We start from the raw sequence: 13,221 nt of genomic DNA, 5'->3' as shown, positions 1-13,221 counted from the left end.
AACATTCAATCAAATTACTTCTCCAAACTTTATCTTTTCTCCATACAGGTTTTAATTGAAGCAACAGGATCTCCTTTTGTTTAATTATCTTTCGTCATAAATCATCCACCCATTTTATATTTTGTGCAAATGCTATATAAAAAAATAAAAAATAAATAGATTTTACTTATTAATCCTCATGAAATTAATCCTTTCATACTACAATTCCTATCCATAATTATCATTTGCACAAATTTAATGAAATATAAATCCCAAAAATGCCAATACCTATTTGGGATTGTCTTTAAATCCAACATAAATACAACTAATTGATTTTCAATATATAAAATTTGTAAAATACATTAAACAGCACATGAAAATTTCCGAATTATTCCAGTATTAAGTTTGTACAGGTATTGTGGCAGCCCCTAATATTGCACCAAAATGACAACCGATTCTGAAAATAACATGATGAACAAACTCTTCTCTTTGCATTCAATTGGAGGGAGAAGATTTTCCTTGTTTCTATTGTTGTTAGTCAACTTTCGGTTAAATATGGTATTACGCTGGGACAAGTAAATACTGACCATTATCTGAATACAGATGGAACACAGTATGGAACGGGCAACCAACACTACATTCAACAATAATATTTTTGGAATATCTCGTGACGATGTAGAAATGTTAGAACAAAAGGTATCGAAAAGTGTCAATGCAGGAACGATTCTTACTGTTGCCACGATCATCACCTTTGCTGAAGGAAAAACCTACTGCTATTGCTACAGCCGGTAATACAGCATTGTATATACTTAAAACATTTTAGGTACTGAAAACCAGATAATGATAAAAACTGATAATAATATTTTAACTGTAAGGTATTTATGGAATTAATATCGCCCAGATATTAACTAATCACTCCATAATGACCTTCCCCCTTTAAAAGAAATACAGCTTATGAATTCAAATTTTAAAAATATTCATATCGGAAAGCTCATACATCTACGGGTTAAGGAAAACAATATTGACTTACCTCGAATCTGCAACTTTATGAAATGTACAGAAATTGAAATCAACGAAATGTACATGCAGGAAGATCTATCCACTAATATCTTATTGAGGTGGAGCAAACTGCTTGAATATGATTTCTTCAGACTCTATTCGCAACATCTGATCCTCTATGCTCCGCCTTCTGCTCCAATCCGGGAATCCGATGTCTCAACACTTCCCCGTTTCAGGAAGAACATCTATACCCAGGAAATGATAGACTTTATTTTGGAGCTGATAAAGAAGCAAGAAAAGACCAAGCGCCAGATTACAGATGAATACAGAATCCCTTATACCACTTTATGCAAATGGGTGACAAAACATAATAAATAACAGCATCAAATCAGAAATCAGAAATGAAAAAACAGAATCAACCTAATTATAAACTAATCTATTCAGACATCATTGAACAAAAATTTCCTCATAAGAAAGCAGAATGCGAAAAATTATTAGAAAAAAAGATGCTTTCCGCATTAGATATCTTGGAACTGAATAACAGAATATTTGGCATTAAAGACCAAACTCTAAAAAAAATGAATAAAAAACTTCGTTCCTACAATGAATCAGATATCCTACGTATCCTTGATTACCAGAAAAATCATAGAATAAATAACCTTCAGGTAGCTAAACACTTTGGATTGAGTAGAAATACTATGACCAAATGGCGAAAGATGTATCAATAACACGAGGTATCAATATCTTTGATCTTTTCCGATCCCTATTAAAAAATCATTCATGCTTATGCATCGGAATTAGGAGTTTGTGTATCACTTTTTATCTATTGTGACAATAATAATTTTTAAAAGTTAAAATGTGTTAATTATACTATTATGTAATAATTATTTTTGAGATTTGTTCTACAACATAAAATATTATTAATATGAAAAATTTAAAAAAGCTTCAAAAAGCAGAATTAAAAGCAATTGTTGGAGGTGCAGATTGTATTAGGTTATGTTTTGTAAATGATAAATTAACATGCGTTCCTTATAATTCCTGTGGTACTCCTGGACTCGAGCCTTAAAAAGCACAAGGAGTGCAACATCATTGCACTCCTTTATTTACTTTTACCAGTTTTCTTTATAGGATTTTATTCCGTAACACCTTTGATCTTAGGTTTAAAGAATTCCTTGGAATAATATTGTCTTTGAAGAATTAGTCCTGTATTGATTAAACTGTAGGAACAGGAGTTGCCAGTAACTGTAGTTCCCAGGTCAGACTTGTCCCTACATTACCCATGTGCTCAACAAGCATTTCTCCCAATGCAGGCACTGTTTCCGTACGGGCCCAGTCTCTCTGAAGTTCTGAACCGAAGACGGTCCACGTGATAGGTACTGCACCGGCTTGTACCATTCTCATGATTGCCATTTCATGTGCTTCAAGACTTACGCCTCCTGAAGCATCGGTTACAATGTAAACCTCATATCCTTCGCCCAATGCCTGGATTACCGGCATTGCAAGACATATTTCTGTCCAGAGTGCAGCCATCACAATTTTCTTTTTTCCGGTCGCTTTTACCCAGTCAACTACGCGTGAATCTTCCCATGTATTGATAAATGTTCTGTTAATAGGCTTCTGATCAGGAAAAACGTCCTGCAATTGTTTAATCAACAGACCGCCTCGTTCTTCAAGGACGGTCGTAAAAAGTGTAGGCACGCCAAAGGTCTTTGCAGATTTTGTAAGACCAACAACATTATTAATGATGGTCTGTGTATCATGGCTTCTTAATCCAGCGAATTGAAAGGGCTGATGATCAATAAGGATTAATGCACAGTTGTCTGGTGTTAAAAGAGCATTAAGACCCGCTTTGGTGTTGTTTTCTGTATTCATATTGAAAGATTTAAATTGTTATAGATTAATTTTAATTAGTTTTGAGTAGAACCGCTGTAAAGTTGTTAATTATGACCGTTTGGAGAAATGATCTGTATTATGAAAATGACTTGATTTAGATCAACGGCTGGTATTGAACGCCATGCTTATCAATGCATGGACGAAGGTGTAATATCATTGGGAATGTCCTGGATAATATCCCAATGTTCAGCAATAAGACCACCGCGTAATCGCCATATATCCATAGACATTTTACCATGGTCGCCGGGAAAATCCTGTGTATAGGATTGTATCCACACCAAATCCCCCTCTGCAGCTATACGTTTTATACTGACTTTAAAATCAGGAAACTTCCCGAATAAATGTTCTTGCACTGCCGATACAGTAGCCTCAATTCCCTTCCCGGAATAAGGATGATGATTGATAAAATCAGGGTGCATCATTTTCTTTGCTTTTTCCATATTTTTATCATTGTAAAAAACGATAAAAAAGTCGGCGGCAATTTTTTTGTTTTTTGCTTCCCGGGCCAGATTTCTTTTATTCTGAGCAGCTACAGTAAAAGCGCTGATGAGTAATGTAAGCATTAAGATCTTTTTTTTCATTTTCTTATCGATGATTTAGTTTTACAAAAAAATTTCATTGAATTTTCTATGGCAAAGTTGTTGTAAAAGAGCAGGAACTAAAATGATCCTGAATAAGAAATTCACTTGATATAAATCAAATTATCACAATACTTTATTTCTCTATTTTATTTGTTCTGGTTATCTTTGCTTTATTGTGCAATTACAGCATATGGCACAATAACATAAAACTTATTTATATGCACGAATCGCTTAGGGCTTATATCAATACTAAGACCGGATCTGAAATTGGAGATGCAGAATTTAAACATGTAACAGACGCGTTTTCTGCTAAAGTCATTAAGAAAAAACAATTCTTATCTCATGAAGGCAGTATCTGCAGATATATGGCTTTTATTGTCCGGGGAGCTATGCGGCAGTATATTATAAACAGCAAGGGTGTTGAAAACGTTGTCAGGTTTGGTATTGAGAACTGGTGGATGAGTGACCGCGACAGCTTCAGTAATTTAACTTTGTCAAAATATAATATTGATGCTGTAGAAGATACGGAAGTATTGGTAACCACCAAGGAAGAAATTTCGATACTTATGGATCGATCACCTGTTTTTTTTAAGCTTGCCCATATTTTGGACGAGAAAAATTTTATCGCAACTCAAAGCAGAATAGAAGCGAATATAAGTTATACCGCCGAGGAAAAATTTCAGCAGCTCATGAAACACCATCCGGAATTTATAAAGCGCTTTCCACAGACAATGCTGGCATCCTATCTGGGAATCACCCCTGAAACTTTAAGTCGCATAAGAAAACAGTTGTTATCAAAATAATTTCATAATACCTCTCCTGAAAACTTTTGTACTTAAATACATCTTACCCTGATCGGAATTTTCAGATCGAGGTCTAATCAAAGCAGCCTGTTTAATGCTGCTTTGATAATAGGTTGTTGGCTAGCATAATATTACCTTATAAAAATAACTGAGCACAGATACAATTATGAAGGAATTTTGATAAAATTAAGTGTAGCAAGTGCGCCTTTAGCCTGTTGAAATTTACTTCCTACAGCTAGAGATCCAAGATCGACCGGTGCAAAGCCTATATCAGTAATCAGTTCTTTAACTGTATCTTTTGCCTCGGTGTCATCTCCTGACACAAAAAGGACACGATTTCCACCAGCCACATGTGGATCAGTTTCAAGAATTTTAAAGAATATTGTATTGAATGCTTTTACGATTCTTGCTCCCTCCAATAAATCTCTTACAACTTCTGATGAAGCTTTATCTCCCAAGTCTTCAACAGCAAAGTCAGGATAATAGGTAATAAAATGATTTGTTGCATCTATCACAATTTTATCTTTCCAGTCTCTGAGATCTTTTAAAGTGGCTATTTGAGACCATGGAAGCGCCAAAATTACAATATCGGATTCAGCTACTTCTTGGATTGTTCCTGCCTTTGCTCCTTTACCTAGCTGATCAATTGTTGCTTGAAGAGTGAGAGGGTCTTTACTATTGCTTAACGTTACATTGTATCCTGCTTTTAAAAAGTGACCTGCAACTGCTTTACCGATGTTACCGGCGCCAATAATTCCGATTGTTTTTTTCATAACTATAATTTTTAAGTTTTTATATGACAAATGTAACCCGAAAGAAGAATGAAGGCCGTTGATGCAAATCACCAAATCAGCTTAATATACATCAATTGAAATTAATGATCTGGATTAATAGAAATGGGTGATTTAATAATCAAATCTGGCTTTTAATCCTTATTATGTTTAAATAAAAAAGAAAGTTTCTGAATCTTATAAAGAATAAATTCAAAAGTAGGAGCATTTTTAGTCAATCATTCGCAGCCTAGCCTATGGCGGCTCTCCGGTCTGCAAGTCCTATACTTTTTGGACCATATATACGGTTGATATTTTTTGAAATCTCTATTATTATTCTGGGCAGCAAATCCTTTCAGTAGCTGAAATTTTCTGAATTGCCATTATAATTATCATGAAATTTTCTTCCAAAAATTCAATAATCCATTGTAGGCAGTACCGGTCAAATCAAAACTGCTGGGAATTTCGTCCCATTTGCTCCAATACGTGGCCAAGCGTGTACCTATAGGAGTTTTATCAAGCTGTTCTTTTACATAGTCTGAATAATCATAATATAAATCTCTGTCCGGCAGCACCGTATCATCAATTAAACATGAAGTATCTATATTTTCATAAAAAGAATTAAAAAAGTAGAATGCATCATAATCCGAAAAAGAGATTTCCTTGATATTGGAGTGTATAAATTCTACATTGGTGATTTTATGTCTGCCAGCTATTTTTTGTGATATTTTGGTGAGCGAGGCTCTTTGTTCAACGCCAAAAAATACCGCCCTCGTAGAAGCTGCTCCAACCAGGCAAAACTTTCCGGCACCTGCACCAATATCCAGTATTTTAGTACCTGGTTTTTCGGCGAGATATTCGGCGGCCATTCTGGCAACAGCAATGGGCGTCCAGTGGTGGTTTGCTAATTCTTTTATATGATTGGGATAAAGTTCATTAAAAGTACTGTCTTTAACATCAATATTTAATTTGAGTTGTTCAAAAATCATGGGTAGGTTGGATATATTCTTCGTAATTTAAAAATTTGCTTATGTGGATGTCTGCTGAAATACTCAAAAACCAATCGCTAGATGGGTCTGTATTGATATGAGAGGTTTTTTATTCAAAATAATATTCACAGTTATAATTTTAATCGCCTTAACAGGTTTGTTTCTGGTATTAATAAAAATTTCTTCCCCGATATTGGAATATTCTGTAAAGATATATAATTGCAGTTTATTTTTAGATCATTAATCTGAAGCTGCTTTGAGCCGGATTTTTAATCAATCGTAGTTTTACTACAATTTTGCAGATTTAATAAAATTTTACATTTAGCAGCATATTTTTATCTAACTTAGGTGACATAATACCAAAAAAACGCACAAAATATTATGAAAAACGCCTCGAATTCTGATAAAGTTTTAGAAAACCACATTTCGGGCATCAACCGTGTGGTAAAACTGGATATTGTGGTTGAGGGCAAGGCTGTCAATCACTTTAAGCACTTTCGTTTACGGCAAAGTGCAAGAAAGCATCATGATTTTGAACTGGTATTGGCTCATGACTCTTTAGGCGAAGCACAAAACCACAACCTTGAACAGGCTCAAAAGTTTTTAGGAAAAAGAATCACCATTGTTTTTAAGTATAAAGATGCTGAAAATCAAAGCCCTGAAAGAACATTTGTGGGTCTCATTACCAAAGTAGCATTCAGTCAGGAAAAAATGAGTCTGGGAAATATTATTTTAAAAGGAAAAAGCCCCACTATTTTGATGGATTCTGCTCCACATACCCAAAGCTTCGGAGGAAGCCAGGAGGTGAATACCAATATTATTGCCAACCGGATTATTAAAGAGACCTTAGGGTCAAATAAATTTGATTTCAGGATAGATACCCAAAACAAAAGTTATATCAGTTACAGCTCACAATACAACGAAACCCATTACAATTACCTTACAAGAATTGCAGAAGCCTACGGAGAACAGTTTTATTATGACGGCGAAATCCTTCATTTTGGAAAACTCCCGTCTTCTGAAAAACCTATCCTGCTGGTGTATGGAAGCAATGTAAATGATGTAAATGTTGAACTGAAAGCCGTTCACACCAAACCGGAATACTTTGGCTATAACAGCAGCAGCCATACTAAAATGGTAGGTGCTGATGATCGCATACAACATTTGGGAGAATTATCTTCCAAAGCTTATGAACTGAATGACACTATTTTTACAACCCGGTCACTGACCCCTACTCCCATTAATGCCAACATGTTCCGTGATGTGGATGATTCCCAAAAGAGTGCAAGGGGAAGTAAAGCAGTAGAGGTTTTTACCGTTACAGGACACACCACAGTTCCATTCCTCTATATTGGCTGTGTTGCAGATCTGGCCATGAGAAAGACCGGAAGCAATGAAACCTCCCATTTTACAACCCTTATGATTACAGAGGTGACCCACGAAGTTGATGCAAGAGGATATTATACAGGAAGCTTTGAGGCCATCGCTGAAGGGACTGGCTTTATGCCAAAACCTGATTTTGAAATACCCAAAGCAGAGCCACAGGTGGCAACCGTTATATCCAATGTAGACCCACTCAATCAGGGCAGAATACAGGTTCGGTTTGACTGGCAGTTAAATGATACTACCCACTTTATCAGAATGATGAGCCCAGATGCTGGTGGAACAGATGCCGTAACACAAAACAGGGGTTTTGTAGCGGTTCCTGAGATTGGCGATCAGGTTATGGTGGGATTTGAATACCACAATCCCGATTTTCCTTTTGCCATGGGTGGAATGTTTCATGGGCAGGTAGGCCTGGGCGGAGGAGTGAATAATCATCTGAAGTCTATACAGACAAGAAGCGGTATTAAGGTTTTAATGAATGATGCAGAAAAAAGTGTAACCATTAAAGATCCAAGCGGGAATACTTATTTTATGGATGGCCAGGGTAATATTCATGTTACTGCACCGAAAAACATGACTTTTACAGCAGGAGAAGATATGCAGATTTCTGTAGGAAGGAATATGACCACTAAGATTGGAAAGGATAGCACCATGCATATTGGAAATGATCATACTGAATCCATTACAAAGAGATACACTCAGACCTCTGAAAACAAAAGCGTTACCGTTAAACAGGATCAAACAGAAAGCACCGGTAATAAATTTAAAAGCACTTCCGGAGAAGCCGATATACAAACCTCTAAAGGCGACTTAAAACTGAGAGGGACATCATTGGCCGTATTCCAGGGAGGAAAAGATGTTAAAGTAAGTAAAGGCTAATGTATTACGGGATGAAAGTAAATTTTCATTGGTTCCCAGCACATGTGATTCCAGTCTCGACAATTGAATCCAATCCAAAATTTTAACACATGGAAGATCAAAATACTTCAGCGCATGATCAAAAGCTTTCCGAAAAAAGAGCAGAGAAACAAAAAAAAGCCAATCAAGATTCTCCTTCAGAAAAAAGAGAAATGGTAATCCATGGAGCCAAGTTGAAGTGTCCCTATGCTCAGGCGCCTGGAGAATTGAAAGTTACCTCTAATGAAATAAATCTTCAGGATAAGCTATTTGCAACAGAAGGCGATGGAAACAACATGGTAAACCTTCAATTTAAAGGAACTTGCGGACATCCCAAATGGCCAGCAAGAAATATGTCTCCCCCACCCTGTATGAGTGTTATAAAATTAAGTCCGTGGCAAAATTTGGGAACCTCTATTATACAGGAACAAACTGTTTTAGTAAAAGAATCCTGCATCAATTGTGATCCTGAATTTAATAGTGCTGTAGCAACACCAATTCCTCAGGTGGAGAGGATTTTAACACCAGAAGAACCAAAAACTGAAATTGATTATAAGTTTTTGGTCAATTTCAGAAGAGGAAATTCTTACAAAGGAGAATATGGTTTTGATTGGTTACGAGAAGAATATATTGAACCATTGGAAAAAGTTCTATACAATAATAGCAATCCTCCTTCTCCCATTAAAACTAAACCTAACGGAAAAGCTGAAGCTACAAAAACGCCTCTTTGTGAAAATTTTGAAGAATTGAAAACTCAATATAGACCTTTTGTTAGATTTCAAAAAGATTATTACTGTAGCTGGTTATCTATGTTTCCGATAGATTATCCGAACTCTCCTCATACCAATGGTGTTAAATTGGATATCGAAATATTTGAAGATTTTAAAGAAAATGAAAAAGTAAAAAAACCTTCTGAAATAGAAATTCACTTTGAATGCGAGAATGCTGATGTAGAAATCACTCCTAAAATTGCAAAAAGTATAAAAGAAGCTAAAAAAGGAATAATAATAAAATGTAAAAAAGCATTATCAAAAGACACAGAAATTATAGTAAAAACAGTTTTAAAAGATGGTGATAAAGAAAAAACAAATGAACAGATAGGAAAATTGTTCATCTATGCTAACAATGAAATTAAAAATATAGATATAACAATTGTAGATTGTTTAATCGATGATGATAGTTCAAAAGTTTTAAAACGAAAAAGAGGAAGCGATTTGGAGGCATATTTAAATTCAAAAGTTTTAAATCAAGCTCTGATTCAATGTAAAGTAAAAACACCTGAAGATTTTGATTTACGACTATATAAAGAAAATGAAAAAACGCTAATAGAAAAATATAGCTTGGAGAAATCTTCAGTAATGAAAGAATTAGAGATCTCTCTTAAAAAAGCTTCTTCAAGAATTGCTGCGAATGATATAGAAAATTTGGAAATTTTCAGAGATGATTTAATGAGTCTATATGAAAAAAACGGCACTAATAAAAACCCTGTAAGAAACAAAAACGATAAAAATAAATTTATGTTTTTTGCAAATATTTTTGTTCAAATGGGAAAAAAAGAAGAAAGATTTTCTATTACAAAGGATCCGGCAGGAAATGAATCATTTTCTATTAAGGTAATAAATGTAGATGCTCTTGCATATTTAAAAGCAGCACAACCAATTGGAAATACTGTCATCTTTTTCACAGAGCAGACCTTAGACAATCCTACAATTGCTCACGAATTTGGACATAATTTAGGATTATGGCATTTATTTGATAATAGTCCATACAGATTTTATAAAGGACACACAGATAATTTTATGGATTATTCGGAAAGAGTAAGAGTAGATGTAGAAGATTCAGCAGATAAAAATAGAAATACAAGATTAGCATACTACAAATGGCAGTGGGATGAGATGAGAAAAGGAATATAAAATATAAATATGAAAAAATTAATTTTTTTAGGACTGATCATTTTCTCTGTACTTTATAATGCTCAAAAACATTATAATGTTGATATTTTAGGAGAAGGACATTTTTATTATGATACAAAAACTCCTTTTAAGGATTTTATTCAAAGTTTTAGTAAGAATGAGTTTATACAATCATCAAAAATTAATATTCTGGATTCAACAAAGCTAAGTCCGGACAAGCTGAAAAATTACCATAAAATAATTTTAGATAATATTCCTGAGAATAATATAAATCATATTTGGGTCATTTTTGGATATCACAAAGGGAATTATTATTCTAAATATTTTTTGGGAGAAAAATTAGCTAAAAATGAAAATAACTTTTTTGTTCAGTTAAATTATTTTGTCAATAAAAAAAATAATCTGATTGATAGCATTGGTGTTTGCATCCCTAAAAATGGATGTAGGAAAATCAAAAAATATAAGCCAATTCATCCTACCAAAGTATTTCAATCTATGGAAATACAAAAAAATAATTTTCCAGTTGACAATAGCTATAGTTTAAAAAAATATGAAGAAGATAAAAAGAAATTAGAAGAAGATAAAAAAGCTATTTGGACAATAAATGAATGAAAAAGAATGCAAATTTATATTTGTATCAGATTTTTTCAATCAAGCTGCTTTCTATGGATGGGATAAAACAGGAAAATATTTAATAACGGAGTAAGTGATACTAAAGAAAGAAAACTCTATAAGAATAAAATTGTTGGAGGCAATCTGAAAACTGTTGATCAATGTACAGAATATGCAGTATCAGATAAATTTTGTTGGTAGATAAATTTTTAAAAGTTAAAACTTAGAAATAAAATATAATAGCTCAAATGATTTTTACTAATCAGCTCAAAATAAAATGTTATGAGTGACGAACAACAAAAAGATGATTACTCTGTAAATCCCAATCAAAAGGCTTATGACATACCGCACCAGGTAGATCATGAAGTAAATGTGGTGAAAATATATTTTGCGAAACAGGTTCCTAAAATGACTTGGGAAACCAAAGAAGAAACTTATACCGTTAAAAGTGGGGGTCTGGTATCTGATGTAAAAAAGAAGTATGAAAAAAAGGGAAGAAGGAATATCAAGGCTGATAAGGAAGATTCTATAAAATTAACCGCAAAAGAATCGGTGAAAATTACCTGGGAAGAAGAAGTACAGGCAAAAAAAACTGATGGCAGTCCGGATTTTGATTTTGAGAGAATAAACAGCAGCACCATTAAAAAGAAAGTATGGGTTGTGGCAGAATGTCAGGGAACCAGCGGAAAGCTATCTGTTGAGATCCATGAAAATAAATTAAAAAATACAGAAAACGTATATGAGAATCCTGTAAAGTTTTTAGATGGTGAAGAAGAAAAAAGCAAAATAGAATTCACTATCAACGGAACACTGGTATATGCAAAAGAAATAACTCTACGTCCCAAAAGTGATGAAGATCTAAAGAAACTGATAGAGAAATTTGCCAAAAGAGAAGATGTAAACGCCTTTTTATATTTCAAAGCTGAAGTAAAAGAAACACAGGATACAGCAATATTTCCGGATGACACGCATGAGTTTTTAAATAAAGACAATGAAAGATTTGAGATTGCAGGAACTCCCTGCTACTGCAACAGAGATATCACAGTGGATGAGATGATAGACCTCATTTATCATTTAAGGGATAAGCAAAATTACAAATCAAAAAGAGATTCATTTTTTAATAGTGGTAAAGAAAAAATAACGGCTATCAGTATTACCAGCGGAAAGATCTCGGAAAACAGAGATAAAATAAAACTATTTACCGATGAAATGAATACCATGTTTAAGAAGTTCAAAATTAAAACCTGCAAAAGAAAAATTCATTTTCTGGGTCAAATGTATCTGGAAACCATAAGTTTCACCTATACCTATGAAAGCAGAGACTCTGTACCGGATAATTATAAAGGCGGTGTAGCTTTCCAGGGAAGAGGGATGAAACAAATAACCCATGATTATAATTATCTGGCTTATTATGACTATGTAAATAATACGACCCATTATGATACTTATATAGCTTCCAGATCCGGCTATGAAAGCGTTGGGGAGTGTGTAAAAAACAGACCCAAAGCTCGGGAAAAAGGGCTTACTGAAGCCTTTTATGAAGATTTAAAAACATACGCTAAAAACATTTCCGAAAATTTATTCCATGCGTTTAATTCTGCCGGCTGGTATTCCACCATTTATAAAACAGCTACTATTAAGGCGATGGATAATGGATTAGAGGACTCTGATGTTGAAAAAGTAACAACGGCTATTAATGGAGGGCAAACCAATATAGCTGAAAGAAAGAATTACACCAAATGGACTAAAGAATTTTTTAAATATGATACAGAATGCGTAAACAAATAATATACCTGTTTTTCATCCTTTTTTATTCTCTGCAAAGCTGCCAGAGTATTTCAGTGAGTAACGATATTCCGGTTGTACAGAATAAGAAAAAAGTAGGATTTATCAACCAGGCAGCCGATGTTAAGTGCGATAGCTGTTATGCTTTAAGAACATTAAAAATAGGTGGCAGAAATCTTACATTCAAAATACCTGCTTCTTTAAACAATATCAATAATAAGGATATTTTTCAGGAGGATTATGAGCTTTTATCAGATCAATCGAAAAACGGGTTGGTGATCAAATATAACAGTCTTTATAATGCTGACTCATACATTTTTAAGATTAAAAAAAATAAAAACAGTATGGTTATTACCCGGATAAGCAGAATCAGTTCCGTAGTTAATCATCATAAAATTGCCGAAAATGACTATGCTGATTATCCTGCCACTTCAATATGTGAAAAAGATGCCGGTCATGTATTGTCTTATAACCGGGAGATTAATTTGAATCGCTATTTTATAGATTCTGATAAAAATTGTTTTTTGTGTCCCTCAAAATATAGTGTACAGGAATGTTTAGAAAAGAAGAAAATAAATGCAAAATTTAATTGGCAATAGCAAATTGTATAATGA

14 protein-coding genes are annotated in these 13,221 nt (G+C 34.0%); 10 read left to right on the top strand and 4 right to left on the bottom strand.

Translation table 11 applies throughout. The features are described 5' to 3' along the window. Nucleotides 1–582 precede the first annotated feature (582 nt). From J2T03_RS00370 to J2T03_RS00355, 4 genes are all read left to right on the top strand, one after another. Nucleotides 583–771, top strand: a complete 189-nt coding sequence (locus J2T03_RS00370; protein ID WP_307208798.1) for a hypothetical protein — start codon at nt 583–585, stop codon at nt 769–771. 255 nt (nt 772–1,026) lie between these two features. Continuing rightward, nucleotides 1,027–1,356, top strand: a complete 330-nt coding sequence (locus tag J2T03_RS00365) for a hypothetical protein (RefSeq protein WP_307208797.1) — start codon at nt 1,027–1,029, stop codon at nt 1,354–1,356. Between the two features lie 23 nt (nt 1,357–1,379). Then, on the top strand, nt 1,380–1,706 hold the full coding sequence (locus J2T03_RS00360) for a helix-turn-helix domain-containing protein (RefSeq protein ID WP_307208796.1): 327 nt from the start codon (nt 1,380–1,382) through the stop codon (nt 1,704–1,706). A gap of 197 nt (nt 1,707–1,903) precedes the next feature. Then, the gene (locus J2T03_RS00355; RefSeq protein WP_306846240.1) at nt 1,904–2,044 is read left to right on the top strand and encodes a bacteriocin-like protein; all 141 of its coding nucleotides are present in this window, start codon (nt 1,904–1,906) and stop codon (nt 2,042–2,044) included. 146 nt (nt 2,045–2,190) lie between these two features. On the opposite strand, the gene J2T03_RS00350 is transcribed toward J2T03_RS00355, so the two are convergent. Both J2T03_RS00350 and J2T03_RS00345 read right to left on the bottom strand, forming a co-directional pair. Continuing rightward, nucleotides 2,191–2,850 carry a hydrolase gene (locus J2T03_RS00350; protein ID WP_306846241.1) on the bottom strand — a complete coding sequence of 220 codons (660 nt, stop codon included), beginning with the start codon at nt 2,848–2,850 and terminating at the stop codon, nt 2,191–2,193. Between the two features lie 149 nt (nt 2,851–2,999). Next, nucleotides 3,000–3,452, bottom strand: coding sequence for a nuclear transport factor 2 family protein (locus tag J2T03_RS00345; protein WP_307208795.1), 453 nt, complete (start codon nt 3,450–3,452; stop codon nt 3,000–3,002). A gap of 218 nt (nt 3,453–3,670) precedes the next feature. Here J2T03_RS00345 and J2T03_RS00340 point away from each other — a divergent pair, with 218 nt between their 5' ends. Further along, a complete protein-coding gene (locus J2T03_RS00340; protein WP_306846243.1) occupies nt 3,671–4,255 on the top strand; it encodes a Crp/Fnr family transcriptional regulator in 585 nt (194 codons plus the stop codon). A 164-nt stretch (nt 4,256–4,419) separates the two neighbouring features. On the opposite strand, the gene J2T03_RS00335 is transcribed toward J2T03_RS00340, so the two are convergent. Next, nucleotides 4,420–5,028, bottom strand: coding sequence for an NADPH-dependent F420 reductase (locus tag J2T03_RS00335; protein WP_307208793.1), 609 nt, complete (start codon nt 5,026–5,028; stop codon nt 4,420–4,422). A gap of 389 nt (nt 5,029–5,417) precedes the next feature. Then, on the bottom strand, nt 5,418–6,014 hold the full coding sequence (locus J2T03_RS00330; RefSeq protein ID WP_306846245.1) for a methyltransferase domain-containing protein: 597 nt from the start codon (nt 6,012–6,014) through the stop codon (nt 5,418–5,420). 381 nt (nt 6,015–6,395) lie between these two features. Here J2T03_RS00330 and J2T03_RS00325 point away from each other — a divergent pair, with 381 nt between their 5' ends. From J2T03_RS00325 to J2T03_RS00305, 5 genes are all read left to right on the top strand, one after another. Then, a complete protein-coding gene (locus J2T03_RS00325; RefSeq protein WP_307208792.1) occupies nt 6,396–8,279 on the top strand; it encodes a type VI secretion system Vgr family protein in 1,884 nt (627 codons plus the stop codon). 89 nt (nt 8,280–8,368) lie between these two features. Next, a complete protein-coding gene (locus J2T03_RS00320; RefSeq protein WP_307208791.1) occupies nt 8,369–10,210 on the top strand; it encodes a PAAR-like protein in 1,842 nt (613 codons plus the stop codon). A 9-nt stretch (nt 10,211–10,219) separates the two neighbouring features. Further along, entirely contained in the window at nt 10,220–10,822 is a 603-nt protein-coding gene (locus J2T03_RS00315; RefSeq protein WP_307208790.1) for a hypothetical protein, read from the top strand. 282 nt (nt 10,823–11,104) lie between these two features. After that, nucleotides 11,105–12,610, top strand: a complete 1,506-nt coding sequence (locus J2T03_RS00310) for a hypothetical protein (protein ID WP_306846250.1) — start codon at nt 11,105–11,107, stop codon at nt 12,608–12,610. Then, nucleotides 12,595–13,206: a hypothetical protein gene (locus J2T03_RS00305; protein WP_306846251.1), complete on the top strand. Its 612-nt coding sequence runs from the start codon at nt 12,595–12,597 to the stop codon at nt 13,204–13,206. Before J2T03_RS00310 ends, J2T03_RS00305 begins: the two co-directional genes overlap by 16 nt. Nucleotides 13,207–13,221: the final 15 nt, after the last annotated feature.

The organism is Chryseobacterium lathyri (genome assembly GCF_030812195.1).
In the GTDB taxonomy this organism is placed as follows: Bacteria; Bacteroidota; Bacteroidia; order Flavobacteriales; family Weeksellaceae; genus Chryseobacterium; species Chryseobacterium lathyri_A.
Note: the sequence above shows the minus strand (reverse complement) of the source record. Positions and strands in the feature narration are given on the sequence as shown.

Excerpts from the sequence above, each read along its gene's own strand:
- J2T03_RS00370 (WP_307208798.1), top strand. The coding sequence starts at position 583 with ATGGAACACAGTATGGAACGGGCAACCAACACTACATTCAACAATAAT.
- J2T03_RS00365 (WP_307208797.1), top strand. The coding sequence starts at position 1,027 with ATGAAATGTACAGAAATTGAAATCAACGAAATGTACATGCAGGAAGAT.
- J2T03_RS00360 (WP_307208796.1), top strand. The coding sequence starts at position 1,380 with ATGAAAAAACAGAATCAACCTAATTATAAACTAATCTATTCAGACATC.
- J2T03_RS00355 (WP_306846240.1), top strand. The coding sequence starts at position 1,904 with ATGAAAAATTTAAAAAAGCTTCAAAAAGCAGAATTAAAAGCAATTGTT.
- J2T03_RS00350 (WP_306846241.1), bottom strand. The coding sequence starts at position 2,850 with ATGAATACAGAAAACAACACCAAAGCGGGTCTTAATGCTCTTTTAACA.
- J2T03_RS00345 (WP_307208795.1), bottom strand. The coding sequence starts at position 3,452 with ATGAAAAAAAAGATCTTAATGCTTACATTACTCATCAGCGCTTTTACT.
- J2T03_RS00340 (WP_306846243.1), top strand. The coding sequence starts at position 3,671 with ATGCACGAATCGCTTAGGGCTTATATCAATACTAAGACCGGATCTGAA.
- J2T03_RS00335 (WP_307208793.1), bottom strand. The coding sequence starts at position 5,028 with ATGAAAAAAACAATCGGAATTATTGGCGCCGGTAACATCGGTAAAGCA.
- J2T03_RS00330 (WP_306846245.1), bottom strand. The coding sequence starts at position 6,014 with ATGATTTTTGAACAACTCAAATTAAATATTGATGTTAAAGACAGTACT.
- J2T03_RS00325 (WP_307208792.1), top strand. The coding sequence starts at position 6,396 with ATGAAAAACGCCTCGAATTCTGATAAAGTTTTAGAAAACCACATTTCG.
- J2T03_RS00320 (WP_307208791.1), top strand. The coding sequence starts at position 8,369 with ATGGAAGATCAAAATACTTCAGCGCATGATCAAAAGCTTTCCGAAAAA.
- J2T03_RS00315 (WP_307208790.1), top strand. The coding sequence starts at position 10,220 with ATGAAAAAATTAATTTTTTTAGGACTGATCATTTTCTCTGTACTTTAT.
- J2T03_RS00310 (WP_306846250.1), top strand. The coding sequence starts at position 11,105 with ATGAGTGACGAACAACAAAAAGATGATTACTCTGTAAATCCCAATCAA.
- J2T03_RS00305 (WP_306846251.1), top strand. The coding sequence starts at position 12,595 with ATGCGTAAACAAATAATATACCTGTTTTTCATCCTTTTTTATTCTCTG.